This is a genomic window from Roseateles sp. GW821-FHT09B06 (assembly GCF_059418245.1).
The window spans coordinates 175,038-200,983 of the sequence record NZ_JBWKPM010000004.1; the positions used below are offsets into that span (position 1 = coordinate 175,038).

Annotated in this window: 18 protein-coding genes and 2 tRNA genes; 13 read left to right on the plus strand and 7 right to left on the minus strand. The window is 69.0% G+C overall.

What is annotated here, in order from left to right:
• Nucleotides 1–17 precede the first annotated feature (17 nt).
• Nucleotides 18–1,379: a phosphate regulon sensor histidine kinase PhoR gene (gene phoR, locus AC07OQ_RS05580; protein ID WP_495052179.1), complete on the plus strand. Its 1,362-nt coding sequence runs from the start codon at nucleotides 18–20 to the stop codon at nucleotides 1,377–1,379.
• A 34-nt stretch (nucleotides 1,380–1,413) separates the two neighbouring features.
• Here the strand turns inward: phoR and AC07OQ_RS05585 are convergent, their stop codons facing one another.
• The 4 genes from AC07OQ_RS05585 to trxA form a co-directional block, all read right to left on the minus strand.
• Entirely contained in the window at nucleotides 1,414–3,072 is a 1,659-nt protein-coding gene (locus tag AC07OQ_RS05585) for a hypothetical protein (protein WP_495052101.1), read from the minus strand.
• Between the two features lie 102 nt (nucleotides 3,073–3,174).
• Complete coding sequence (locus AC07OQ_RS05590) at nucleotides 3,175–3,435, minus strand: type B 50S ribosomal protein L31 (protein WP_495052102.1); 261 nt, start codon at nucleotides 3,433–3,435, stop codon at nucleotides 3,175–3,177.
• Between the two features lie 150 nt (nucleotides 3,436–3,585).
• Nucleotides 3,586–4,848, minus strand: a complete 1,263-nt coding sequence (rho, locus tag AC07OQ_RS05595; protein WP_495052103.1) for a transcription termination factor Rho — start codon at nucleotides 4,846–4,848, stop codon at nucleotides 3,586–3,588.
• A gap of 251 nt (nucleotides 4,849–5,099) precedes the next feature.
• Nucleotides 5,100–5,429 (minus strand): thioredoxin TrxA, encoded by a 330-nt coding sequence (gene trxA, locus AC07OQ_RS05600; RefSeq protein ID WP_495052104.1) that lies wholly within the window; start codon nucleotides 5,427–5,429, stop codon nucleotides 5,100–5,102.
• Nucleotides 5,430–5,581: 152 nt separating this feature from the next.
• Here trxA and AC07OQ_RS05605 point away from each other — a divergent pair, with 152 nt between their 5' ends.
• From AC07OQ_RS05605 to AC07OQ_RS05635, 7 genes are all read left to right on the plus strand, one after another.
• Nucleotides 5,582–8,257 (plus strand): PD-(D/E)XK nuclease family protein, encoded by a 2,676-nt coding sequence (locus tag AC07OQ_RS05605; protein WP_495052105.1) that lies wholly within the window; start codon nucleotides 5,582–5,584, stop codon nucleotides 8,255–8,257.
• Complete coding sequence (locus tag AC07OQ_RS05610; protein WP_495052106.1) at nucleotides 8,254–11,550, plus strand: UvrD-helicase domain-containing protein; 3,297 nt, start codon at nucleotides 8,254–8,256, stop codon at nucleotides 11,548–11,550. The genes AC07OQ_RS05605 and AC07OQ_RS05610 overlap by 4 nt, the downstream gene beginning before the upstream one ends.
• A 50-nt stretch (nucleotides 11,551–11,600) precedes the next feature.
• Nucleotides 11,601–11,677 (plus strand) — tRNA-Pro (locus tag AC07OQ_RS05615).
• A gap of 102 nt (nucleotides 11,678–11,779) precedes the next feature.
• Nucleotides 11,780–13,780 (plus strand): OPT family oligopeptide transporter, encoded by a 2,001-nt coding sequence (locus AC07OQ_RS05620; protein ID WP_495052107.1) that lies wholly within the window; start codon nucleotides 11,780–11,782, stop codon nucleotides 13,778–13,780.
• 36 nt (nucleotides 13,781–13,816) lie between these two features.
• Nucleotides 13,817–13,893, plus strand: a tRNA-Arg gene (locus AC07OQ_RS05625).
• 221 nt (nucleotides 13,894–14,114) lie between these two features.
• Nucleotides 14,115–14,786, plus strand: a complete 672-nt coding sequence (locus AC07OQ_RS05630) for a tyrosine-type recombinase/integrase (protein WP_495052108.1) — start codon at nucleotides 14,115–14,117, stop codon at nucleotides 14,784–14,786.
• Between the two features lie 280 nt (nucleotides 14,787–15,066).
• Nucleotides 15,067–15,663, plus strand: a complete 597-nt coding sequence (locus AC07OQ_RS05635) for a hypothetical protein (RefSeq protein WP_495052109.1) — start codon at nucleotides 15,067–15,069, stop codon at nucleotides 15,661–15,663.
• A gap of 1,392 nt (nucleotides 15,664–17,055) precedes the next feature.
• On the opposite strand, the gene AC07OQ_RS05640 is transcribed toward AC07OQ_RS05635, so the two are convergent.
• The 3 genes from AC07OQ_RS05640 to AC07OQ_RS05650 form a co-directional block, all read right to left on the minus strand.
• Nucleotides 17,056–18,456 carry an HD domain-containing phosphohydrolase gene (locus AC07OQ_RS05640; RefSeq protein WP_495052110.1) on the minus strand — a complete coding sequence of 467 codons (1,401 nt, stop codon included), beginning with the start codon at nucleotides 18,454–18,456 and terminating at the stop codon, nucleotides 17,056–17,058.
• A 144-nt stretch (nucleotides 18,457–18,600) separates the two neighbouring features.
• Nucleotides 18,601–19,389: an alpha/beta fold hydrolase gene (locus AC07OQ_RS05645; protein WP_495052111.1), complete on the minus strand. Its 789-nt coding sequence runs from the start codon at nucleotides 19,387–19,389 to the stop codon at nucleotides 18,601–18,603.
• Between the two features lie 487 nt (nucleotides 19,390–19,876).
• Nucleotides 19,877–20,329, minus strand: a complete 453-nt coding sequence (locus AC07OQ_RS05650) for a DUF4148 domain-containing protein (protein ID WP_495052112.1) — start codon at nucleotides 20,327–20,329, stop codon at nucleotides 19,877–19,879.
• Between the two features lie 500 nt (nucleotides 20,330–20,829).
• On the opposite strand from AC07OQ_RS05650, the gene AC07OQ_RS05655 reads away from it, so the two are divergent.
• The 5 genes from AC07OQ_RS05655 to cdd are packed head-to-tail and all read left to right on the plus strand — an operon-like array spanning nucleotide 20,830 to nucleotide 25,930.
• A complete protein-coding gene (locus AC07OQ_RS05655) occupies nucleotides 20,830–21,816 on the plus strand; it encodes a BMP family lipoprotein (protein ID WP_495052113.1) in 987 nt (328 codons plus the stop codon).
• 15 nt (nucleotides 21,817–21,831) lie between these two features.
• A complete protein-coding gene (locus AC07OQ_RS05660) occupies nucleotides 21,832–23,400 on the plus strand; it encodes an ABC transporter ATP-binding protein (protein ID WP_495052114.1) in 1,569 nt (522 codons plus the stop codon).
• Between the two features lie 18 nt (nucleotides 23,401–23,418).
• Entirely contained in the window at nucleotides 23,419–24,534 is a 1,116-nt protein-coding gene (locus AC07OQ_RS05665) for an ABC transporter permease (protein WP_495052115.1), read from the plus strand.
• The gene (locus AC07OQ_RS05670; RefSeq protein WP_495052116.1) at nucleotides 24,527–25,501 is read left to right on the plus strand and encodes an ABC transporter permease; all 975 of its coding nucleotides are present in this window, start codon (nucleotides 24,527–24,529) and stop codon (nucleotides 25,499–25,501) included. The genes AC07OQ_RS05665 and AC07OQ_RS05670 overlap by 8 nt, the downstream gene beginning before the upstream one ends.
• Nucleotides 25,502–25,513: 12 nt before the next feature.
• Nucleotides 25,514–25,930, plus strand: coding sequence for a cytidine deaminase (cdd, locus tag AC07OQ_RS05675; protein WP_495052117.1), 417 nt, complete (start codon nucleotides 25,514–25,516; stop codon nucleotides 25,928–25,930).
• The last annotated feature ends 16 nt before the right edge of the window (nucleotides 25,931–25,946 follow it).

Sequence of the window (25,946 nt, forward strand, 5' to 3'; positions counted from 1 at the left end):
ACCGCGTGGCTGAATCGCTGAACTGGCTGGTGCCGCGCCTCGTGATCGCCGCGCTGGCGGTGGCGCTGGGCACCTTCGTGGGCAACTGGGCCGGCGGCTGGTCCAGCCTGCCGCTGCTGGGCGAACTGCTGGGGGCCGCCAGCGGCGTCGGCGCCCTGGTGTTGCTGGATGCGGTGCGCGGTCACCGGCTGATTCAGTGGCTGCGTGGCAACCAGCAGGGCGGCGCACCGCGCGATACCGGCCTGTGGGGCGAGCTGGGCTACCGCATCGAGCGCACGATCCGCGAGCGCGACCGGGCGCTGAGCCGCGAGCAGGGGCAGCTGCAGCAGTTCCTGTCGGCCATCGAGGCCTCGCCCAACGGCGTGCTGATGCTGGACGCGCAGGACCAGATCGTCTGGTGCAACCGCGTCGCCGGCGACCATTTCTCGCTGGACCCGATCCGCGACCTGCGCCAGCGCATCACCAATCTGGTCCGCTTCCCGGCCTTCGTGGCCTATCTGCAGGCGGGCCAGTACACCGAACCGCTGACGCTGGCGAATGCGCGCGGGCGCGCCACGCTGTCGGTGCTGGTGCGTGCCTACGGCGATGGCATGCGCCTGGTGCTGAGCCTGGACGTCACCGAGCGTGAACGCGCCGAGGCCATGCGGCGCGACTTCGTCGCCAATGTCTCGCACGAGATCCGCACCCCGCTGACCGTGCTGACCGGCTTCATCGAGACCATGAGCAGCCTGCCGTTGACCGAGGTCGAGCGCAAGCGTGTGCTGCAGCTGATGGACCAGCAGACCCAGCGCATGCTGGGCCTGGTCTCGGACCTGCTGACCCTGGCCACCCTGGAGGGCAGTCCGCGGCCGGCGCCGGACCGCTGGGTGGCGCTGGATGCGCTGCTGCTGCGCATCGCCTCGGACGCGCAGGCGCTTTCCAATGGCCGGCACCAGATCCGCGTGCAGCAGGACACCCAGATCGAGCTGGCCGGCGTCGAATCGGAGTTGCTCAGTGCCGTGGCCAATCTGGTCACCAATGCCGTGCGTTACACGCCGGAGGGCGGCGAGATCGAGGTGGCGTGGCGCCTGCTCGGTGATGGTGGCGGCGAGCTGAGCGTCAGCGACACCGGCCCGGGCATCGCGCGCGAGCATCTGCCGCGCCTGACCGAGCGTTTCTATCGCGTCGACGGCAGTCGCTCGCGCGAGACCGGTGGCACCGGCCTCGGCCTGTCCATCGTCAAGCATGTGGTGCAGCGCCACGGCGGCGAGCTGCAGATCCAGAGCGAGCTCGGCAAGGGTTCGAAATTCCGCCTGCTGCTGCCGGCCGTGCGCGTGCGCGGCCGCAACGGCGAGGTCGAGGTGGGCGTCGAGGCGGCGATGCCGGCAAGCGGCCGCTGAAATGCGCCGGCTGGCAGCTGAGAGCTGACCCCGCTCAGCCCGGGCGGCGCAGCACCAGGTAATGCTGGGCGCGGTCGGTGGGGCGCCGTGCGATGCCGGCCAATTGCCAGCCCGTCGGCACCACCGGCAGGGCCTGCACCTCGCCGCTCAGCAGCGCGTAGGGGCAGCTGGTCTGCTGCAAGCTCTTGCGGCCCTCGACCTTCCAGCCGCCCTGGAACTCCAGCGCCGCCAGCAGCGACAAGGGCTGGTCCGGCGCGGCCAGGCAGGCCACGTCGCGCGGCACATGGGTGCTCAGGCGTTCCACCAGCGGACGGTTGCTGCGCGCGTAGTCCAGCACCGGCAGCCACAGGGTCAGGCCCAGCAGCCAGACCAGGGCCACGCCGCCGGCCGGCAGCACGAGGCTCTTCCACAGCGCGTGCTGATGGCGAGCGGTGCGCCAGCGCACCAGGAACAGCCAAGCGAGCGTGCCGGCCAAGGCCATCGCCAGCGCCAGCGGATGGAAGCTCGGTTCGAAGCCCTGCGCCAGCTTGCGCACATTGGCCAGTGCCTTGGCGGGCCAGCCCAGCTGCATGGCCGCGTAATAGACCCAGATGAAGAGCGCGCCGGCGCTGAAGAAGAACACCGAGAACCAGTCCATCGCCGCGGCCACGCCGCGCCTGAGGGTCGGCAGGGCGAAGCTGGCCAGCACCGCCAGCGCGGGCAGGGTCAACAGCAGGGCGCGGTCGGAGGCATTCATCAGCAGGCAGGTCAGCAGGGGCACGATCACGACCAGCAGCGGCACGCTGACATGGCGATGCTGCCAATGCCGGCGCCAGCGCCACAAGGTCCACAGCGCCATCGGCCAGGCCGGCCAGCAGAACCAGGCCAGCAGGCTGAAGACGCGCAGCGGTTCCTGCACATAGCCGTCGAAGCCGATGCGCCAGGCCCAGCCCTTGAAGGCCCAGGCGCTCAGGGCGCTCAGCACGGTGGCGGCCAGGACCCAGGGCAGGAGCTTGCGCACCTGCTCGAAAGTCGACTGCCGGCACAGCAGGGCGCCGCCCAGCCCCAGGGCCAGCGCCACCGCCGGCGCTCCGCTGGCCGACAGCACCGGCAGGGCCAGCAGGGTGGCGAACCGTGCCTTCGCGCCGCGGTAGGGCGCAGCGGCCAGGCCGTAGAGGAACAGCGCGCAGGCCAGCAGCTGCATCAGCTCCGGCGTGGTTTCATGGCCCAGCAGCAGCAGGCCCAGCGAGGCCACCAGGGCCAGCACGGCGCCATCGGCCAGGGCGCGGGCATAGTCGATCGCATGGGCCTCGCCGCCGAAGGCGAAGGCCACCGGCTGGGCCGCATCGGTGCGGGCCAGGTGGAAGCAGCTGTACCAGACCAGCAGCAGTACGCCCGCCAGCGCCAGACCGAAGGGCAAGCGCGCCGCCAGCGCGGGATCCAGGAAGGGCAGGGCCTTGATCGCCAGCGCCCCCACCCAGTAGGGCAGCAGGCCGCCCTCGGCCGCCACGTCGGCGATGGCCGGCTGCCACCAGGGCGCATGACCTTGGGCGATGCTGGCCATGAAGCCGAAGGCGCTCAGATCGGCGTTGCGCCAGGGATCACGGCCGAACAGGCCGGGCAGCACATAGGCGGCGCAGAACAGCAGCAAGGCCAGACGCGGCAACGCTTGGGCGCTGCGCTCGGGCACGATGGCGGGATTGGGCAGATTCACGCGGATGTCTTTGTTCTTGGTTCTGCTGGTTCGCGATCATGCCGCAGGGCGCATTAAAAAAGGCAGCCGAGGCTGCCTTTGTCGATCGCTTTGCGCTTCTTCTTACTTCTTGACGCCGCCGAGACGGGCGAACTTGTTGCGGAACTTCTCGACACGGCCGCCGAGGTTGTCCACGCTCTTCTGCGTACCGGTGTAGAAGGGATGCGACTCGCTGGTGGTTTCCAGCTTCACCAGCGGCATGGTCTTGCCGTCGATTTCGATGCTTTCCTTGGTCTGGACGGTCGAACGCGTCACGAACTGGAAGCCGTTGGACTGGTCCACGAACACGACGTCGCGGTAGTTTGGGTGAATGCCATCTTTCATGGAAACCTCTCGCCTGTGGAGTTCAATGCCGGGAGCCACGCGCGCACCATGCGCGCGCACTTTCTGGCGGCGGAAAAACGCGAAGTATAACCTGAAACGACAACGCCGCCCGGGGGGCGGCGTGCGGAAGTCTCGTGGAATCGGGCTGTCTCAGCCGCCGCGACGCATCATGTCGAAGAAGTCGTGGTTGTTCTTGGAGGCCTTCATCTTGTCGAGGATGAACTCCATCGCCTCGATCTCGTCCATGTTGTAGAGCAGCTTGCGCAGGATCCAGCTCTTTTGCAGGATCTCGGGCTTGAGCAGCAGCTCCTCGCGGCGGGTGCCGGACTTGTTGATCAGGATCGAGGGGTAGACGCGCTTTTCGGCCATGCGGCGATCCAGATGGATTTCGCAGTTGCCGGTGCCCTTGAACTCCTCGTAGATCACCTCGTCCATGCGGCTGCCGGTGTCGATCAGCGCGGTGCCGATGATGGTCAGCGAGCCGCCTTCCTCGACATTGCGAGCCGCGCCGAAGAAGCGCTTGGGGCGCTGCAGCGCATTGGCGTCGACGCCGCCGGTCAGCACCTTGCCGGAGCTGGGCAGCACGTTGTTGTAGGCGCGGGCCAGGCGGGTGATCGAGTCCAGCAGGATCACCACGTCCTTCTTCAGCTCCACCAGGCGCTTGGCGCGCTCGATCACCATCTCGGCCACCTGCACATGGCGCGCGGCCGGCTCGTCGAAGGTCGAGCTGATGACCTCGCCGCGCACGGTGCGCAGCATCTCGGTCACTTCCTCGGGACGCTCGTCCACCAGCAGCACGATCAGGTGCGCGTCCGGGTGATTGGCGGTGATGGCATGGGCCAACTGCTGCATCATCACCGTCTTGCCGGTCTTGGGCTGGGCGACGAGCAGGGCGCGCTGGCCTTTGCCGATCGGGGCGATCAGGTCGATGATGCGGCCGACGATGTTCTCGTCGCCCTTCATGTCGCGCTCGAGCTTGAACTGCTCCTTGGGGAACAAGGGCGTCAGGTTCTCGAACATGATCTTGTGCTTGCTCTCCTCGGGGGTGAGGCCGTTGACACGGTCCACCTTGACGAGCGCGAAGTAGCGCTCGCCATCCTTGGGCACGCGCACCTCGCCCTCGACCATGTCGCCGGTGTGCAGGTTGAAGCGGCGGATCTGGCTCGGCGACAGATAGATGTCGTCGGTCGAGGCCATATAGCTGGCCTCGGGCGAGCGCAGGAAGCCGAAGCCATCGGGCAGCACTTCCAGCACGCCGTCGCCGAAGACCTGCTCGCCGGCCTTGGCGCGCTTTTTCATGATCGCGAACATCAGCTCCTGCTTGCGCAGACGAGCGACGTTGTCGATCTCCAACTCCTCGCCCATCTTGATCAGGGCGGAGACGTGAAGCGCTTTCAGTTCGGAAAGATGCATGGGGTGGATACCCTCGGGTAGCGTCCAAGACCCTGCCAAGGGTCGGGAACCATCACTTCGGCGGCAAGCTGGCTACGCGTTCGGGGCACGGCTGCAATGCATCAGCTCGTGACCAGAGAACAAGACGGAAAACGCGGGAGCTTGGGCGCCGAGTCCATGCGCCGAAACCCTTGATTGGGCCGGGCATGTTGGCAATCTGCTGCTCGCGGTCTCGGGTGGGAACCCGAAGAGCCGCGAGCAGATGAGGGGGATTATAGGTTAGCGTCCAGGAAGGCCGTCAACTGGGCCTTGGAGAGCGCACCGACCTTGGTGGCGGCCAACTGGCCGCCCTTGAACAGCATCAGCGTGGGGATGCCGCGGATGCCGAACTTGGCCGGCACTTCGCGGTTCTCGTCCACATTCATCTTGGCGATCTGCAGCTTGTCCTGGTAGCTGCTCGACACCTCGTCCAGGATGGGGGCGATCATCTTGCAGGGGCCGCACCATTCGGCCCAGTAGTCGACCAGCACGGGCTTGTCGGCTTGGATCACGTCGGCTTCGAAAGACGAGTCGGAAATATGTTTGATCAGTTCGCTGCTCATAGCTTGTCCTTGGGCTGGCCGCAGTTCCATGATCCTTCATGGGTCGGCAACAGGGCACAATCATTCTGACACAAAGCCCTGCATCCCGAGGGAGAGGGGTCCTGAAGCCTCAGATCGGGCCAGACAAGAACATTCATAGTCCTGCAGAACCGGTGCACAGCATTCGCCAATTTCCTCTTGACAAGCGCCACGGCACGGCCGAATTCTGGCTGCGTCTGGCCGAAACCGCCCAGGCCTGGCTGGAGGCCGAGGGGCTGGCCGCGCGCGATGCCGTGTTGCTGCTGCCCTTCGCCCAGCACCTGGCGCCGGCGCGACGCGCCTGGATGCAGCTGCGTTCGCGCTGGCAGCCGCGCATCGAGACCACGCACAGCCTGGCCTCGGCCCTGGGCCCCAGCCCCTTGCCGCAGGCCCAGCAGATCAGCTTCGATGCCGCGATCGACGGGCTGGCCGCGCGCAGCCTGCTGCAGGGGCAGAGCTGGGCCCAGGCGCTGAAGGCCGGCGATCCGCGCGCCTTCGATCTGGCGGTGCAGCGCCTGGTGGAGGCCGCGCATGCTTTCGCGCGTGCCGCCGCGCAGCGCGCGCCGGCCGAGCGCGCGGCCTTCTGGACCGAGGGCCGCGAGGCCTTGGTGCTGCAGGCCGGCCCCGGCGGGACGGAGCGCGCGCTGGCCCTGGTGGCGCTGGAATGGGCCGCCTCCGACCCGCGCAGCCCGGCCACCGATGCGCTGTTCGAGTTGCGCCCCGATGCCTGGATCCATCTGCAATGCGGTGGGCCGGACCCGCTGGCCGAGAGCCTGCTGGCCCAGGCCGAGGCGCAAGGGCTGCGCTGTCTGCGCCTGTCGGCCGACCTGCCGCTGGACGAGGCCTTTGCCGTGAGCCCGCCGCCGGGCCGGCTGGAACAGGCGCTGTGCCAGGACTTCGAGGACCTGGCCCAGTGCAGCGCCGCGGCGGTGCTGGATCATCTGAACGCCGGCCGCGCGCCGGTGGCCCTGATCGCGCAGGACCGCGTGCTGCTGCGCCGCGTGCGGGCGCTGCTGGAGCGGCGCGGCATCGGCATGGCCGACGAGACCGGCTGGAACCTGGCCACCACGCCGCCGGCCGCCCAGCTGATGGCCCTGCTGCGGGCCTGCCGGCGCGAGGCCTCGCTGGACGAATGGCTGGCCTGGCTGAAGACCGGCCTGGCCGCGGCCTTGGGCGAGCGCGCCGGCAGCGGCGCGCTGACGCTGCTCGAGGCGCGCTGCCGCAGCCGCGGCTGGTCGCGGCCGCAGGCCCTGCGGGTGGACAGCCTGGCGCCCGCCAGCGCGCGCCTGTGGCGTTCGGCGCAGGAGGCGGTCGAGCCTCTGTTGCAGCATGGTGCGGCGCTGAGCCTGGCGGACTGGCTGGAGCGGCTGCGCGAGGTGCTGCTGCGGCGCCTGAATGTGCAGGCCCTGCTGGAGGAATTGCCGGCCGGCCCCGAGCTGCTGGACGCGCTGTGGCTGCGCCGCCAGCCCTGGCCCGATTCGGCGCACGAGGCGGTGCTGCAGCGTTCGATGCTGAGCCAGGCCGACTTCCTGGCCTGGGTCGATGCGACGCTGGAAGCGGCACAGTATGTGCCGCCACCGGCCGGGCCGGTGGAGGTGATGATCACGCCGCTGGCGCGCGCGATGCTGCGGCCCTTCGGTGCCATCGTGCTGCCGGGCGCCGACGCGGCCACGCTGGGGCCGGTGCCGGCCGGTCCGGCGCTGATCGGCGATGCGCTGGCGCGGCGTCTCGGACTGGCCACGCTGGAGGGCAAGCGCCAGGCCCTGGCCTGGCAGTTCGCCCAGGCCCTGCGCGCGCCGGCCCTGACCCTGCTGCGCTGCCGCAGCCAGGGCAGCGAGCCGCTGGCACCCAGCCCCTTGCTGGAGCGGCTGTCGCTGGCGCTGCAGGCGGGCGGTCATGGGCCCCTGGAAACCTGGCGGGACGCCCGCGTGCCGGAGCCCGTACCGGCACGGGCGAGCGCGCGTGCCGAGGCGCGGGCCGGCGGGCGCCTGCCGGCGGCGCTGAGTGCCAGCGCGGTCGATGCGTTGCGGCGCTGCCCCTACCAGTTCTTCGGCCGGGTGCTGCTGGGCCTGCGCGAGCAGGAGGAGCTGGAGGCCGAGGCCGACAAGCGCGACTACGGCACCTGGCTGCATGCCGTGCTGCACCAGTTCCATCAGGAGCGCCTGGCCCCCGACGAGGCCCTGCCCGACGAGGCGCGGCTGCAGCGCGCAGCGGCCGCGCAGATGCAGGCGCTGGGCCTGGCGCCGGCGGAGTTCCTGCCCTTCTCGGCCAGCTTTGCACGCTTCGTGCCGCGCTACCTGGGCTGGCTGCAGGAGCAGGAAGGGTCAGGCCTTGCCTATGCGGCCGGCGAACTGGCGCGCGAGGTGCGGCCCTGGGCTGGCCTCGACGACGTGTTGAGCGAGCTGCTGCTGCGCGGCCGGCTGGACCGGGTCGACCGGGGTGCCGAGGCGCGCGTGCTGATCGACTACAAGACCGGCAGCCTGAAGGGTCTGAAGGACAAGGTGGCCGAGCCGCTGGAGGACACGCAGCTGGCCGTCTATGCCGTGCTGATGCAGGGCGCCGAGGTTCCGGCCGGCCCGCCGGCCCTGGCCGCGCGATACCTGGCCCTGGACGATGCCAAGGGCATCGCGGCGGTCGAGCATCCCGAGGTGGCGCATAGCGCGGCCCTGCTGCTGGAGGGCCTGCGCGGCGATCTGCGCGCGCTGGCGGGGGGGGCGCCGCTGCCGGCCCTGGGCGAGGGTCTGGCCTGCGCCTATTGCGAGATGCGCGGCCTGTGCCGGCGCGACGATTGGGAGAGTGTGGCCCTATGAGCATCCTGACTCGGGCCGCCTACACGGTGGACGGCGCGCCGGTGGCGCGCGAGCGGTTCTATGAGCTGGCCTGCGACCCGCGGCGCAGCGTGGTGGTCGAGGCCTGCGCCGGCGCGGGCAAGACCTGGATGCTGGTGTCGCGCATCCTGCGCGCGCTGCTGGAAGGGGCGCAGCCGCAGGAGATCGTCGCGATCACCTTCACCCGCAAGGCCGCGGGCGAGATGCGCGAGCGCCTGTCCGAATGGCTGGACGAATTCGCCCATTGCGCGCCGCCGGCGCGGCGCGAAGCGCTGGTGCAGCGCGGCATGTCGGCCGCCGAGGCCGAGGCGCTGGAGCCGGCGCTGGCCGCCCTGCAGCAGCGCCTGCTGCAGGGCGGGCGCATGGTGGAGATCCGCACCTTCCACGCCTGGTTCTCGCAGTTGCTGCGTGCGGCGCCGCTGGAGCTGCTGGAGGCCGAAGGGATCGCCGCCGAGCTGCAGCTGCTGGAGGACGAGGCCGAGCTGATGCCGGAACTCTGGCAGCGCTTCCATGCCGCGGTGCTGGCCGATGCGGCCTTGCTCGCGGACTATCAGGATCTGGTGCTGAGCCAGGGCCGCAACAAGCTGCAGAGCTGGCTGGAATCGGCCTTCGCCAAGCGGGTCGAGATCCGCCTGGCCCAGGCGCAGGGCCGGCTGTTTCCCAGCGTGCCGGACGCCACCATCGATCCGCTGGCGGCCTTTGCCGCGCAGCGCGCCGAGCTGCAGGCCTTGGCGATCCAGCTGGGCCAGGCCAGGAACGCCACGCCCAAGAAGGCGGCGACCGCCGTCGAGCAGGCGCTGGCGCTGGACGACGAGGCCGCGTTCGAGGCCATCTGGGGCGCGCTGTTCACCGACAAGGGCACGCCGCGCAAGAATCTCGGCGAGGCGCCCGAGCTGCAGGCCGCCTGCGACGCGCTGGCCGCGATCAGGCAGGCGTCGGAGCAGCGCCGGGCGGCGCGCTGGCACCGCCAGATGTGCGGCCTGGCGCTGGTGCTGCTGGACGAGTTCGAGCGGCTCAAGCGCACGCGCGGCCTGGTCGACATGAACGATCTGGAGCGCGGCGCGCTGGCCCTGCTCTCCGATCCGGTGCTGGCCGGCTGGGTGCAGGAGCGGCTGGACAGCCAGATCCGGCATCTGCTGATCGACGAGTTCCAGGACACCAGCCCCTTGCAATGGCATGCGCTGCATGCCTGGCTGGCCGGCTATGTGGGTGCGGGCGGGGGGCAGAGCGGCCAGCGGCCGCCGGCGGTCTTTATCGTCGGCGACCCCAAGCAGAGCATCTACCGCTTCCGCCGCGCCGAGCCGCGCGTGTTCGCCGCCGCGCGCGATTTCGTGCGCCAGGGGCTGGACGGCGTGCTGCTGGCCTGCGACCACACGCGCCGCAACGCGCCGCCGGTGCTGGCGGCCGTCAATGCGGTGTTCGACATGGCCAGCCGCGCGCAGGAGTATGCGGGCTTTCGTCCGCACACGACCGAGTCGTCCGGCGCCGCGTCCGCGCTGGAGGGCGTGTTCTTTATCGACGATGCCGTGGCGGGCACCGAGGAGGATGAGGTCGCCGAGGTCGATGAGCAAGCCGGCGAGGCCTGGCGCCCCAGCCTGACCGAGGCCCGCCATGAACCTGAGCTGCACCGCCGCGCGGCCGAGGCCCGGCGCATTGCTGGCTGCATCGGCGCGCTGCTGGCCGAGGGGCAGATCTTGCCCGGCGAGATCTTCGTGCTGGCGCGCAAGCGCGAGGGCCTGCGCGTGCTGGCCCAGGTGCTGAAGGCTCAAGGGCTGCCCCATGTGGCGCCGGAGGACCAGCTGTTGCTGGAGGCGCCGGACGTGCGCGACCTGCTGGCCCTGCTGGACGTGCTGGCCTCGCCCGGCCACAACCTCTCGCTGGCCCATGCGCTGCGCAGCCCGCTGTTCGGCGCCGACGAGACCGATCTGCTGCTGCTGGCCGAGCGCTCGGGCAGCGCCGAGTGGCTGGGCATGCCGCGGCCCGAGGAGCGCTGGTCCTGGTGGGCCGCGCTGATGGAAGCGCAAGACCTGTCCCCGGCGCTGGCGCGCGCCCGCGAACTGCTGGTGCGCTGGGCGCGGCTGGCCCTGGAGCGCAGCCCGCATGACCTGCTGGATGCGATCGTGCACGAGGGTGAGCTGATGGTCCGGCTGGCGGCCGCGGTGCCGGCCAGCGAGCGGCACTCGCGTCTGCATGCGGTCGATGCGTTGCTGGCCCTGGCGCTGGATCTGGACGGCGGGCGCTATGCGGGGCTCTACGGCTTCGTGCGCGCCTTGAAGAGCCGCGCGCTCAATCTGACGGCCCCGGCCGAGGCCGAGGCGGTGCAGCTGCTGACCGTGCATGGCGCCAAGGGGCTGGAGGCCAGGGTGGTGTTCCTGATGGACTGCGAGGCCGGCCCGGCACGGGCCGAGAGCAGCAGCCTGGCGATCGCCTGGCCGGTGCAGGAGGAGGCGCCGAGCACGGTGGCCTTCCTGGCCTCGGAAAGCCGGCCGCCGCCCTCGCTGCAGGCCCTGCTGGACGACGAGCGCGAGCAGCGCCAGCGCGAGGAGTTGAACGCGCTGTATGTGGCGATGACGCGGGCGCGCTCGCGCCTGGTCGTCAGCCGCACCGTCGCCAAGCGCCAGAGCGGCAGCGCCACCTGGTGGCAGCGCCTGCAGCCGCTGGCCACGGGCCTGACGGCGCCGGCCGCGCTGCCGCCCTTGGCACAGCAGGGGGACTTCGTGCTGCGCCAGCTGCCGCCGGCACCGCCGCGGCGCCTGGTGGAGGAGGCGGTCGCCGCGGTGGGGCAGGGCCCCGAGGTGGTCGACGACAGCGCGGCGCTGGGCGAGGCCCTGCACCGGGTGCTGGAATGGCACAGCGGCCCGCGCGGCGCGGCCCAGCCGCTCGAGCGCCTGCTGGCCGCGGCCAGCCAGATGTACGGGCTGGATGCCAAGCGCAGCGAGCGGCTGGAGCGCAGCGCCCGCGCCATCCTGGCTAGCGCCGAATGCGCCCCGTTCTTCGACGCCCCGGCGCTGCACTGGGCCGGCAACGAGGTGGCGGTGAACTGGCAGGGTCAGGACATGCGGCTCGACCGGTTGGTGTGCCAGAGGGCGCCCGAGGGGCCTGTCTGGTGGGTGCTGGACTACAAGCTCAACCCCGCGCCGCATACCAAACCGGAGTATCTGGAGCAGCTGCGCCGCTATCTGGCGGCGGTGCGGGAGATGCAGCCCGGCGAGATGGTGCGCACGGCCTTCATCACCGGCCAGGGGCGGCTGATCGACTGCACCGAACGTTTGTAGCCGGGTGAGTCGGGCGGAGGCAAAACCCAGGCTACAATGCACGGCTCAGTCGGGGCGTAGCGCAGCCTGGTAGCGCATCTGCTTTGGGAGCAGAGGGTCGCGAGTTCGAATCCCGCCGCCCCGACCAAGAAAAAAAGCGAGCCCGCCACAGCGAAAGCTGCGGCGGGCTTTTCTTTGAGAGGCCGGCCCAAGAGGCCATGCCCGACGAGACAAGCACAGGACCGACCCCATGGCCATTCAGCAACTCACCGACGAGCAGACCCGCAGCTGGACCCGCGCGCAAAAAGACGAGTGGTGGTTCAGGAACGTGTTCCGCGGCGACATGCCGCAGCTGACCCTGCGCTCGGCGCTGACCGGTTTCCTGCTGGGCGGCATCCTTGCCGCGACCGGCCTGTACATCTCGGCCAAGACCGGCATCACGATCGGCGTGGGCCTGACCTCGGTGATCATGGCCTTCGCGATCTTCCGCATCATCGCGAGCAGCGGACTGGCCTCTGACTACACGATCCTGGAGAACAACTGCACCCAGTCGATCGCCACGGCGGCCGGCTATGTGGTGTCGCCGCTGACCTCCTCGCTGGCGGCCTATATGCTGATCACCGAGCGCATCGTGCCCTGGTGGCAGATGATGATCTGGATGGTGGTGATCTCCATCCTCGGCGTGCTGGTGGCCTTTCCGATGAAGCGCCGCTTCATCAACGAGGACCAGCTGCCCTTCCCGGAAGGGCGCGCCAGCGGCGTGGTGCTGGATTCGCTGTACAGCGGCGCGGCCGGCGACGGCATGTTCAAGGCGCGCCTGCTGGGCGTCACGGCGCTGATCACCGGCACCTATCAGGCCCTGGTCAGCGACGGCTGGATGAAGCTGATCCAGTTCAAGCTGCTGCGCCTGGACCAGTGGGCCGGCATGAAGGAGCCCTGGGTCTTCCACGAGCGCTTCGATACCTATTACTACCAGGCCGCGGTGAAGGCCGAGCTGTGGATCCCCAAGATCCTGGGCACCGATTTCCGCGCGCTGGGTCTGCGCTTCACCTTGGATGCGGCGATGCTGGGCGTTGGCGGGCTGATGGGCATCGCCGTGGCCACCAGCTGCCTGCTGGGCGGTTTCATCAATTTCGTGATCCTGGCGCCGCTGATGATCCAGGCCGGCGACATCGTGCAGCGCGTGGCGCCCAACGGCGCGGTAGTGCCGATCTCGCGCGCTGAGATCGTCAACCAATGGTCGATGTGGTGGGGCGTGACCATGATGGTAGTCGGCTCCCTGGTCAGTCTCGCGGCCAAGCCCGAACTGTTCACCAGCACCTTCAAGTCCTTCTTCGGCCGCAAGAGCGGGCCGGCCGTCGCGGCCAAGGGGCCGGACCTGCTGGCGCATATCGAGGTGCCGCTGTGGGTGTCCTATGTGGGCGTGCCGGTGTTCAGCGTGCTGGGGGCCTGGGTGACGCACCATTTCTTCGGCGTCTCGATGGGCCTGGCCCTGGTGTCGCTGCCGCTGATCTTCGTGCTGACCGTGATCTGCACCAACTCGATGGCCCTGACCTCCTGGACACCGATCGGCTCGCTGTCCAAGATCACCCAGTTCACGATGGGCGCGATCGACCGCACGAATCCGGCCAGCAACCTGCTGCCCGCCGGCATGACGGCCGAGATCGCCTCCAACGCGGCCAACCTGCTGTCGGACATCAAGCCCGGCTATATGCTGGGCGGCAAGCCGCGCCACCAGGCCGTCGGCCATGTGATCGGCATCTTCGCCGGCGTGCTGGCCTGTGTGCCGCTCTATTTCCTGCTGTTCCTGCCGGCCGACGTCAACGGCCTGCGCAGCACCGCCACCATCCTGTCCGAGCAGTTCGCGATGCCCGCGGCACTGCAGTGGAAGGGCGTGGCCGAGCTGATCGCCAAGGGCTTGCAGGGCCTGCCGAACTCCGCGCTGATCGCGATGGCCGTGGCCGCGGTGGCGGCGGTGGCCATCGAGCTGGCGCGCGTGTTCACCAAGGGGCGTTTCCCGCTGTCGGCCGTGTCGATCGGCCTGGGCGTGGTGCTGCCGCCGGAAGCGGTGCTGGCCATGTTCGCCGGCGCGCTGCTGTTCTGGGTGATGGGGCTGCGCCACAAGAACAAGGCACCGGGCACGCTGGCGCGCCGCATCTGGGTGGAAGGCGCCGAGCCCGTCTGCGCCGGCCTGATCTCGGGCGCCGCGCTGATGGGCATCGGCAACGCCCTGGTCAATGTGCTGCTCTGATCCTCAGGCACAATTTCAAAGATCTGTTCATAACGTCTGCCCGTAGCTCAACTGGATAGAGCAGCTGCCTTCTAAGCAGCAGGTCGGGGGTTCGAGTCCCTCCGGGCAGGCCAAATCAGAGTCGCACAACGGCTCACCACCTCTCAAGCGTCTAGGTAAATCAAAGACCTAGGCGCTTTTTTTATTGCAGGACGGATCAGGAAGCCTCTTTACAACGCGGGGGAACAGGGGGGACATGTAGGGGAATAAATCGCCAATTCCCCCGCCGTGGGGGAACGCGCTCCGCCAAGAGGCTGTTTCCCATGCTCACCGACGCCGCCTGCCGTAACGCCAGTTGCCCCGCCGACAAGCCCCGGGCCAGGTTCGCCGACGCTGGGGCCTGTACCTGGAAGTGGCGGCCAGCGGCTCCAAGCGCTGGTTCGTAAAGTACCGGTTCGGCGGTAAGGAAAAGCGGCTGGCGCTGGGCAACTACCCGCTGGTGAGCCTCAAAGAGGCCAGGGACGGGCGCGACAAGGCCAAGAAGGCCCGCGGCGACGGGGAAGATCCGGTCCAGGCCCGCCGCGTGGCCAAGGTCCTGAGCTTGACCGCCAGCGCTCAGAACTTCGAGGTGGTCGCTCGAGAGTTCTTCGAGACGAAGAAGGGGGGATGGAGCCCTAAGTACGCCGCCCGCTGGATCGAGCGCATGGAGAAGGATCTGTTCCCCCACCTCGGCGCGTTGCCCATGGGGAACATCCCGGCCCCACTGCTGCTGGAGGCGCTACGCCGGGTTGAAAGGCGGGGCGCCATCGAGACGGCCCACACATTGCGCCAGTCCGCAGGCCAGGTGTTCCGCTATGGCGTCCAGACGGGCCGCTGTGAGCGCAACCCGGCGTTGGACCTACACGGCGCCCTGAAGCCCGTCCAGGTCACGCACATGGCTGCCGTGCTGGAGCCGACCAGCGCTGGCGACCTGATGCGCGCAATCGACGGGTATTCCGGTCACCCTGCAGGCCGGGTTTGCGCTTGAGGGCTACGCGCTTCATCGCCGCGACGATGGGCTGATGCTGGTCGATCGCGCCGGCCTGAGGCGCCGGCTTGATTCCGTCGACCAAGCCAGACTGGTTCTCGCAGAGATCGGCGGTGCGAGGTGAGCCAGTTGTTCCCCATCACCCCACCGGATCGCGTTAGAGCACTGCACGCGATCCGCGACGCCGTCGCCCGTGCGGCGCCGGTTACCGCGACGAACACCGGCCTCTTCTGACCCCCTCGGCCCCGCAGCGGGCCGGCATTCGACAAGGAAAATTACCATGCAAGACGATCTGTCCACCATCGAGCGGGCCTGGATGCACAGCGACGCGATCCGCGACGGAGTCTTTCGCGTCAACTTTCAGAGCGACCAAGAGCGCCTGCGCCGAATCAAGGCCGCCGAGCCCGGACTTCAATTCGAGGCCGCCGCGCGGGCACTGCCCGATGCCTTGTTCGACGACGATCCCGAGATCCGCGCCCTGGCCAGCGAAGCCGACGCGCACGAGCACCGCATCGATCGATTAGAGCGCGCCGTCCCTCGCGCTGCATTGCAAGAGATCGTCACCCGGATCGAAGCCGAACTGGATCAGGCTCAGACCGAAATGCGCCGCGCCGCTGTGGATGACGCGCTCGACGGCGACATGAGCTTCGCGCGCGCCGGCGTCCACCGCGGCTGCATGGAAGCCTTGCGGAACCAGTTGGAGTGCACCCGCGCTGCGCTGGAGATCATCAACCTGACGCCATCGGCTCGCGTCGGCAGGTTCGCCAACGACGCCCAGCGCGCCCGGGCGGCCTTGCAGGATGCCTTGATCCTCAAGAAGCGCGCCCATCTCAAGGCGCACCCCGAACTGCTGGCTGAATCGGGCGCAGGAAGCTAGACCCCAATGAGGAATCCCCTGCAGCTCAATGGGTTGACGCAGCAGCCGCCGCCGATGGCGTCGACCTGACTTCAATCCGCTCTGCAGGGGACGTGCGTAGTTTAGCGGAGCAGGTCGAGCGCGGCGGCGCCGAAACTGCAGCAAAATCTCACCGTCCCCCGCTCCCAGGACGCCGTCGCTAGAGTCAGCGGCGCTCTGCGTAGGGCGCTTAGCGTCATTGGCCGCCTGTTGTTCACCGGGGGCCTGTCGGAAATCCGGCCCCCCCTTGGCAACGCGCAACGACGACGATGTATCTCCCGACTCCTGACGACGACCCAAACGATCCGAAGCTTCACTCGCGGCGCGTGACCGTGGTACTGCCAGACACGTTCGACGAGGAGGGCAGGCCGCTGGAGATCACGTTCTTTGGTTTGTCCAAGGCCAAGTACGAGGAGTTGAAGCGCTCCGAGAAATCGAGCGAGCCTTCGGGGCCCGGGGCCAGCGCTTCGACCTCACCCCTGACCTTCTAGGGTCGGATCGCGAGCGCCAGGCTTTTTAATCCGTCTAGCCGCGCGCCTTGCTGTCCACGTGTTGGCAACAGGCGCTTTCGGTGCGGCGAGCGGGCAGCAGTGGCTGGGCGCTGACGGCCTTCGAAGCGAGGCCCGATGCAGAGGTGGGGGGCGACCCGACCCTCTGCTACGCAGAACACCCCTATACGTTCTCGTGGTGAGCTGGGAGCGAGCGAAAACATTGTCACCGCAGTTCATCCGCGCCCGCCGCCGAAGCCAAGGTTAGTGCGGTGATGGTTAGCGACGAAGTTAGCGCACAAACCAAGGCCATGGAGCGCCAGGACATCGAACGTGACCCGAGTCTGCCGTGCACCGTCGAAGCGGCCGACTTCGATGAAAGGCCCCCTGCAGCTCAATGGGTCGCCGCATCTGCCGATGTCGATGGCATCAGCCTGACTTCGATCCGCTCTGCAGGGGACGTGCTCAGTCTACCGTCATGCCGGTGGGGGAACAAATGGGGGAACGTGAGACCTTGATCCATGGGCGCCACTAGCATCCATGAGGCCTGTCTGGCAGTGTTCAGCACCCTCCGGGCCATATCAGGCTGTCACGACAGCGCAGGAATCGTTGGCCGTCAAGTGGATCAAGCGCTTGACGGCTTTTTCATTGATGTTGGCGGACCTGCCGGCTCCGCTGCCGCGCTCCGGGACTTAAGTTTCACCAAAGTGACGCCCGTTAGATTGGGGTTCCCGGCGCACGAACTCCCTCCTCCTCCCATCCTCCTTCCTTTGCGCCGGCCTCGCCCAGCGGCCCAGGCCGCTGGGCTTTTCTGCGTGGCCTGGCTTGCCCCCGTCTGCCGTCGCTGCCGTTTTGCCGGCCATCGGTCGAAGGTCTCGGCGCTCTCCTAGGCCGGTAGCAGCCCCAGCGTCATGGCCTTCAGCGTTGCCGCCGCGCGCGTGCTGCAGCCGAGCTTGCGGAAGGCGCTTTCCATATGGGTGCGCACCGTGCTCGGGCTGATGCTCAGCGCGCGGGCGGCTTCCTTGTTGCTCTCGCCCAGCGAGACACGGGCCAGCACCTCGATCTCGCGGCCCGTGAGCGCCGCTGCCGGCGCCGCGGTCGCCCGCCCGGGGCTCTCGCCGAGCGAGCGGGGCGCCGACGTGCCGCAGAGGGCGTCCACGACGGCGGCGTCGAGCCGGCCCTGGTGGGCCTCCTCGCGCAGCGCGGCAGCGGCGTCTGCGGGCCCCAAGGCTGGGTGCCCGGGCTGAGCCGTCGACAGCCGGACCCAATGCGCGGCCGCGGCCAGCACGCGGGCCGGCAGGCCGATCGATGCGCCCGGTGCAGCACGGAATGCGCCGGAGCCGTCGATGCGCTCGTCCACGAAGGACGCCAGCTCGGCCTCCTCGGCCAGCGCGGGGACGCGCCGCGCCGCGCGGCCCGTCCAGTAGGGGGCGAGCCGCAGCCGCTCGAGGTCCGCCTCGCTGCGGCGCCGACCCGCGGCCCACAGCATATTGGGCACCGATGCGCGACCCATGCTATGGATCAGGCCGGCTCGGTAGAGGCGGGCCTGGGTGGCCTCGTCCAGCCCCAGCCTTTGCGCCGCGTCGCGGGAGGCCCCGGCAACGCGCCGCGAGAAGCCGGTCATCCAGGGCAGCTTCAGGTCGATGACATCGGCCACCAGTTCCAGCGGCGTCTCCAGGGCCGCGAATCGCGGCGAATGCGGAGGAGGCTGGCGCTCATGGATGCCCTGATCCAGGGCGGCAAGCCAGGCGCCGGCCTGCTGCTCGGCGATGCGCACCAGCGCCGCGGGATAGCGGGCGTCGGCTCGATCGGCCATGTGGCGCAGCGCGGCCTCCAGGCCGTAGGCGCGTGAAAAAATCTCCAGATCGCCCGCCAGCGCGACCTGGAACACGGTCGGCGGCACCTGCTCGGCCGGCAGGCCGGCCGGCGTGCCGCGACCGTCGGCGGTCTCGAAAATGTGGCGCAACGGCTGTTCAACCTCGGACGGCATGCCGAGGATGGAGGCGATCTCCCCGGACACCTCGCAGTGGATGCGCGCCAGTTCGCCGACCGAGCCGGCGAATGCGGCCGCGGCGCCGGCGGAGGCCGTGGTCAGCATGGCGTCGCGGCCGCCCACATCGTCGCCCAGCAGCGCGGCGAACTCGGGCGCGTTGGCGGTGCAGCCGGACCAGCGCAGCAGCGCGACGCAGGCGGCATGGTCGACCGCCGCCTCGTCGCCGCCGCTGGCGCACGCCAGGCGGCCGGCCAACCAGGCGGTGCGGGCGGAATGGTCGATCGGCTGGCCCATGCTCAGGTCGCCAATGAAGGCGAGCGCACGGATGGCATCGAGGGCCGGGACTCGGGAGGCGGGGGAGGTGGGGGAGGAGGGCAACACTCGGAGCAAGGGCAGGGGTGGATGGGGCGCGGGATGATGCGCCCCGGGCTGCCCACCTTACTGGGACTGGCGAACCGCGTCCAGGATCAGCGCGGCGACATCGGCCGGGCGCGACTGCTGAGGCACATGGCTGGTGTTCACGCTGCTGACGCGGGCACCGATGCGCTGGGCCATGGCGCGTTGCAGCTCGGGCGTGATCATGTGGTCGGCGCCGGCCACCAGATACCAGGACGGCTTGCCCTTCCAGGCGGCCACCGAGACCGGCTGCTCGAAGGCCTTGGCCTGGATCGGCCCCTGGGTCGCTGCCATCACGGCCGTGGCGGCGGCGGGCAGGTCTTGCGCGAAATGCTTGCGCATGCCTTCCTCGCTCAGGCGCAGAAAGCCTTCGGCATCGGCCTTGAAATGAGCCAGGCCGGGGGGCGGCGGGAAATTCTTGCCGAGATCGGCGGTGGACTGGCCGGCCTCGGGCGCGAACGCGGCGACATAGACCAGGGAAGCCACCTTGTCGCTGGCGCCGGCCTCGGTGATCACGGTACCGCCCCAGGAATGCCCGACCAGCACGACCTTGCCCGGCTGGGCCTCGATGGCGCGGCGCGCGGCGGCCACATCGTCGGCCAGCGATGTCAACGGGTTCTGCACGGCAACGACCGACACGCCCTGGCGCTGCAGCAGCGGGATGACCTTGCCCCAATCGGAGCCATCGGCAAATGCGCCGTGGACGATCACGACGCTGGGTTTGGTGGCGGCTTGCGGCACCTTGGCGGATTCGGTGGCGAAGGACGACGCGGTCGAGAAGCATCCCAGGGCGGCAGACATGGCAATGACGAGGCGACGGGTGGTGTTCATCTAGGTACTCCGGGGTGTCAATGAAGGCCTTGACTATGGGCAAGGCCGCGGGCCGTCGGTATCGGACGAATGACCGATGGCAGCGACCCGGTCCTCCTCCGCCAGCGCGTAGGCCGGGTCCTACGCGCTGGCGGGGCGTATGCCGGCTTGCATGGCTGCGGCTCACGCCTAGCATTGAGTCGTCGAGTCCCCGCGGTTGCGCGTGTGTCGTCAGCGCCGGGGCAAGACCGGGGCCCAGCCGCCCAGTGGCGCTGGGCCCTTCGTCATGGCCGGGCCATCCGATGCGGGCCCGGCTCCGGCCCGGGCTTCGCGAACCCTGGCACAAGGGGCGAATGGGGGGCAATGGGGGGCGGGCGAAAAAAAACCCGACGACGGTGAGGTCATCGGGTAAGTCTGGCAGTCGGTGTTGTCTACCGCACCACCAGACGAAGCTGACAGGGTCAGGCTTGGTCTCGCGGTTGCGAGTCTCAGAGCAAATTCTTCACGATCACTGGGCGGTCGCGGGCTGGCCGGCCAGCAGTTCGTTCGCCGACTGGTTCCGCTTCAGCGCAGCCAGGTGCGGATAGTCGGAACGGTCCCCATTGACGACATCCAGTTGGCCGGTGGCGCGGGCACGCTGCAGGTCGGCGACGACTTCGGCGCGGCTGCGGGTCGAGCCGAAGGCGATCGGGGTGCCGTAGCTTTCGCTGTCGACGCGCTCCAGTTCACCATTGGCGCGGGCCTGCTTCAGATCGGCCAGCACGGCGCTGCGGCTGGTCTGCGAGCCGCCGGCAGTGATGCCGCGGCCGAAGGCTTCGGGGTTCTCGCTCTGCCACTGGCTCAGCTCGCCGGTGCTGCGGGCACGCTGCAGCTCGGCCACGACCTGCTGGCGGCTCAGGCCATCGGCCATGGCGGCACCGGCGGCGATCAGGGACAGGGCAATGACGGTCAGCTTCTTCATGATGATTTCCTTTGGGTTGCGTTGCCGGACCTCGCTTGGGGCTTGCTTGTTGCGCCTTGCGCTGCGTCCATGGGCTCTACTGTGAAACTTCATCGGCCGGAGAAAAACCGCCTGCGCCCGAATGCACTGTTTGTGATTCCGGTACGGTGGCTGGCGTTCCACGCATATTGAGCCTGGAATGGCCTGGTCACGGGCGAGCGACGACGAGCGAGTTCGGCATCGCGCCGATCGACGCGACGGGGAGTCGTTGCCGAGGCGGTCGGCGCAGCTTTGAGGGCCTTGGCAAGCCCCGGACCGATGGGTTCGGAAATTTGCGCAAACGCATGGATGCTGGGGCGCAAACGTTTAGCGTTTTCCTTATCCGTCCAGTACACTGCGCCTCCTTACAATCGCGCTCCTGTGCTCCGCTGGTCGGGTCGTGCGCTCCCGGATCCTCGCTAGGCGTGCGGGGAACGAGGCATGACGGCAGGGCGCTTCTCAACAGTCTTGATGGGTATGCAATGAAGCTTGCTTTCTCCTCGCTTGCCGCTGCCGTGACGGCCGTCGCGCTGTCCGCCTTGGGCATGTCGGCGCTGGCGGCTCCGGCCGTCATCTTCGACATGGGCGGCAAGTTCGACAAATCCTTCAACGAAGCCGCCTATCGCGGCGTCGAACGCTGGAAGCAGGAAACCGGCAAGACCTATCTCGAGTTCGAGATCAGCAACGAGACCCAGCGCGTGCAGGCGATCCGCCGTATGGCCGAGCGTGGCGCCAGCCCCATCATCTCGGTGGGCTTCGCCCAGGCCTCGGCCCTGGCGCAAGTGGCCAAGGAGTTCCCCAAGATCCAGTTCGCCATCATCGATGCCGAGGTGAAGGCGCCGAATGTGCAGGCGGTGCTGTTCAAGGAGCATGAGGGCAGCTTCCTGGTCGGTGCGATGGCCACGCTCTCCAGCAAGAGCGGCAAGGTGGGCTTCATCGGCGGCATGGACATTCCGCTGATCCGCAAGTTCCAGTGCGGCTACGAGCAGGGCGCCAAGGTGGCGAATGCCAAGACCGAGGTGAGCAGCAATATGACCGGCACCACGGCCAGCGCCTGGAACGACCCGACGCGCGGTGGCGAGCTGGCCAAGGCCCAGTTCGCCAAGGGCGTGGACGTCGTGTTCGCGGCCGCCGGCGGCACCGGCTCGGGCGTCTACCAGGCTGCCAAGGATGCCGGCAAGCTGGCGATCGGCGTGGACAGCAACCAGAACCACATGCAGCCCGGCACGATGCTGAGCTCGATGGTCAAGCGCGTGGACGTGGCCGTCTACAACGTGCTGAAGGAATTCAAGCCCGGCGTGGCGGTGCTGGGCCTGAAGGAGGGCGGCGTCGACTATGCGATGGACCAGCACAATGCCAAGCTGGTGAGCACCGCGCTGAAGACCAAGGTCGATGCCTACAAGGCCGACATCATCGCCGGCAAAATCCGGGTGGCTGACTACATGGCCGACAACGCCTGCAAATACTGATCTCCTGCAACTCTGATGTCTGAGAAGAGCAGCGGCACCGCGGTGCCATCCGCAGGTACTCCCGCTGTCCGCCTGTGCGGCATCAGCAAGCGCTTCGGCGCGGTGCAGGCCAACCGCGGCGTCGAACTCGCCGTGGCGCCGGGCACGGTGCATGGCCTGGTGGGCGAGAACGGCGCCGGCAAGAGCACCTTGATGGCCATCCTTTATGGCTATTACCAGGCGGACGCGGGCCATATCGAGGTGAACGGCGCCACGGTCCAGATCGCCAACTCGCACCAGGCCATTGCCCTGGGCATCGGCATGGTGCATCAGCATTTCATGCTGGTGGACACGCTCAGCTGCCTGGACAACGTGATGCTGGGTGCCGAGCCTGCCTTCTTCCTCGCCCGCGCCAAGCGCGCGGTGCGCGCCAGGCTGGAGGCGCTGATGCGCGACACCGGCCTGCATGTGCGGCTGGACGCCTTGGTGTCGGAGCTGCCGGTCGGCGAGCTGCAGCGCCTGGAGATTCTGAAGGCCCTGTACCGCGGCGCGAAGATCCTGATCCTGGACGAGCCCACCGCGGTGCTGACGCCGCGGGAAACCCTGCAGCTGTTCGAGACCCTGCGCCGCCTGCGCGAGCTGGGCACCACCATCATCCTGATCACGCACAAGCTCAAGGAAGTGATGGCGCTGTGCGACGCGGTCACGGTGATGCGCGCCGGCCAGGTGATCAAGACCTGCGGCATCGGGGACACCAGTCCCGAGGACCTGGCCGAGGCGATGGTGGGGCGCAAGGTCAATCTGGGCCGCAACGGCATCGAGGCGGCTCAAGCCAAGGAGCTACGTCTGGCCGTCGAGGGCCTGCAGCTCAGCAGCGAGCAGGGCGTCGCGCTGCTGAAGGACGTCGGCCTGAACTTGCGTGCCGGCGAGATCGTCGGCGTGGCCGGCGTGTCGGGCAATGGCCAGAGCGAGCTGCTGGAGCTGCTATCGGGCATGCGCGTGCCGGATGCCGGCCGCATGCGGCTCGGCGCCGCGAGTTTCGATGCCAAGCACTGGCTGGAGCCGCGCCTGGCGCGCCGGCTGAAGCTGGCCCATGTGCCGGAAGACCGCCATAGCTGCGGCATGGTGCTGAGCTTCCCGGCCTGGGAGACGGCGGCGCTGGGCTATCACGAACAGGCGCAGTACGGCACCGGCCCCGGCGGCCTGACGATGGACCAGGGCCATATGCGCGCGCAGACCGCCGAGATGATGGAGCGCTTCGACGTGCGCCCGCGCAATGCGGAGCTGGGTTCGTCCAAGTTCTCCGGCGGCAACCAGCAGAAGCTGGTGCTGGCGCGCGAGATCGGCCAGGCGCCGGCCGTGCTGCTGGTGGGCCAGCCCACACGCGGCGTGGACATCGGCGCGATCGAGTTCATCCATCAGCAGCTGCGCCAGCTGCGCGACGAAGGCTGCGCGGTGCTGCTGGTCAGCTCCGAACTGGACGAGATCCTGGCGCTGGCCGACCGCGTCCTCGTGATGAACGGCGGCCGCATCACCGGCGAGCTGGGCATTGAGGCCTGCGACGAAAAAAGCCTGGGCCTCTTGATGGCCGCCCAGGCAGAGTAAGTCTTTAACGATCAAGTCATGAGTCAACCGGTTCAATTGCCGCGCTGGATGGACATCGGCCTCTTGCCGCTGTGGAACCTCGGCGTGGCGCTCGCGGTGGCGGGCCTCGTCGTGCTGGCGATCGGGCAGAGCCCGGCCCAGGCGCTGACGGTGCTGCTGAACGGCGCTTTGGGCAGCGCGCGCGGCCTGGGCTACACGCTCTACTACGCCACCACCTTCATCTTCACCGGCCTGGCCGTGGCCGTGGCCTTCCACGGCGGGCTGTTCAATATCGGCGGCGAGGGCCAGGCAGCCTTCGGCGGCATCGGCGTCGGCGTGGTGGCGCTGGCCTTGAGTCCGCTGCTGCCGGGCTGGCTGATGCTGCCGGTGCTGGTGCTGTCGGCCGCGCTGTTCGGCATGGTCTGGGCCGCGATCCCCGCCTATCTGCAGGCCTGGCGCGGCAGCCATATCGTGATCACCACGATCATGTTCAACTTCCTGGCCAGCAGCCTGAACGTCTACCTGCTGGTCAATGTGCTGCGCCCCAAGGGCAGCATGGCGGTGGAGAGCGCCGAGTTCGCCGAGAGCGCGCGCATGCCGGCCCTGCACCAGATCGCCGAGAAGCTGGGCGTCGAGCTGCCCAGCTCGCCGCTGAACCTGAGCCTCGTGCTGGCGCTGGCGGCCTGCATGTTCGTCTGGTGGTTCCTGTGGAAGAGCCGCGCCGGCTATGTGCTGCGCGCGGTGGGCAGCGCACCCAAGGCCGCCCATTACGCCGGCATCAAGCCGCGCCTGCAGGTGCTGATCGCGATGGGCCTGTCCGGCGCGCTGGCCGGCATGGTGGGCATCAACGAGATCTCCGGCGTGCAGGGCAAGCTGACCCTGGACTTCGTTGCCGGCGCCGGCTTCACCGGCATCGCGGTGTCGCTGATGGGGCGCAACCATCCGGTGGGCATCCTGCTGGCCGCGCTGCTGTTCGGCGTGCTCTACCAGGGCGGCGTCGAGGTGGCCTTCGAGATCCCCGGCTTCAGCCGCGAGATGGTGGTGACGGTGCAGGGCCTGATCGTGCTGTTCGCCGGCGCGATGGCCATGGTCAGCGCGCCGCTGCTCGGCCGGCTCTACCAGCTGTTCCAGCAGAAGGAGGCCGCCCGTGGATGAGATCCTGATCGGCTCGGTGCTGGCCTCCACGCTGCGGGTCACGACGCCGCTGCTGCTGTGCGCGCTGGCCGGCCTGGTGTCAGAGCGCTCCGGCGTGATCGACATCGGCCTGGAGGGCAAGATGCTGTTCGCGGCCTTCGCCGCCGCGGCCGCTGCCAGCGTCGGCGGCTCCACGGCCCTGGGCCTGGGCGCCGCGATCGCGGTGGCCTGCGCGCTCTCGCTGCTGCATGGTTTCGCCTGCGTCAGCCACAAGGGCGATCAGGTGATCACCGGCGTGGCGCTGAACACGGTGGCCGCGGGCCTGACCGTGGTGCTGGGCATCGCCTGGTTCGCCCAGGGTGGCCAGACCCCGCCGGTCAGCCCCGAGGTGCGCCTGACCGGCCTGTCGAGCGCCCATGCCGAGCCGGTGGCCGGCAGCTGGTTCGCCTCGGTGATCGGCCACGGCCTCTTGAGCCACAACGCGCTGGTGTATCTCGCCTTCTTCCTGGTGGCCGCGGTCTGGTTCTTCCTGGAGCACACCAAGCCGGGCCTGCGCCTGCGCGCGGTGGGCGAGAACCCGGCCATGGTCGATGCCGCCGGCGTCTCGGTGCCGCGCCTGCGCTATGCGGCCCTCATGATGAACGGCGTGCTGTGCGGCCTGGCCGGCAGCTATCTGACCCTGGCCCAGAACGCCAGCTTCAGCCCCAATATGACCGCGGGCCGCGGCTTCATCGCGCTGGCCGCGATGATCTTCGGCAAGTGGCGTCCGGTGCCGACCCTGCTGGCCTGTCTGCTCTTCGGTTTCCTGGACGCGGTGGCGATACGCTTGCAGGGCGTCGCCTTGCCCGCCGCCCTGGGCGGGGGCGAGGTGCCGGTGCAACTGATCCAGGCCCTGCCCTATATCCTGACCGTGGTGCTGCTGGCCGGCTTCATCGGCCAGGCCATGGCGCCCAAGGCGCTGGGCCGGCCCTACGTGAAAGAACGGTGAAAGAACGCTGAGATGGTGCTGACCCCCGAACTCCAGCAGCGGCTGCTGGCTGCCTCGCTGCAGGCGCGCGAACGCTCCTATGCGCCTTACTCGCGCTATGCCGTCGGTGCCGCCATGCTGGACGAGCAGGGCCGCATCCATGTCGGCGCGAACATGGAGAACGCCGCCTACCCGCAGGGCTGGTGCGCCGAGACCACGGCCCTGGCCGCGATGCGCATGGCCGGCGGCGAGCGAGCCACCGCGGTGCTGGTCAGCGGCCCCGGCCCCGACATCATCACGCCCTGCGGCGGCTGCCGCCAGAAGCTGCGCGAGTTCGCCGGCCCGGAGCTCCTCATCATCGCCGCCGATCCCGGCGGCATCCGCCAGCAATGGACCCTGGACCAGCTGCTGCCCTTCAGTTTCGGGCCCGAGCATCTGACGAAGCTCTGACGCCCTCGGGAGACAC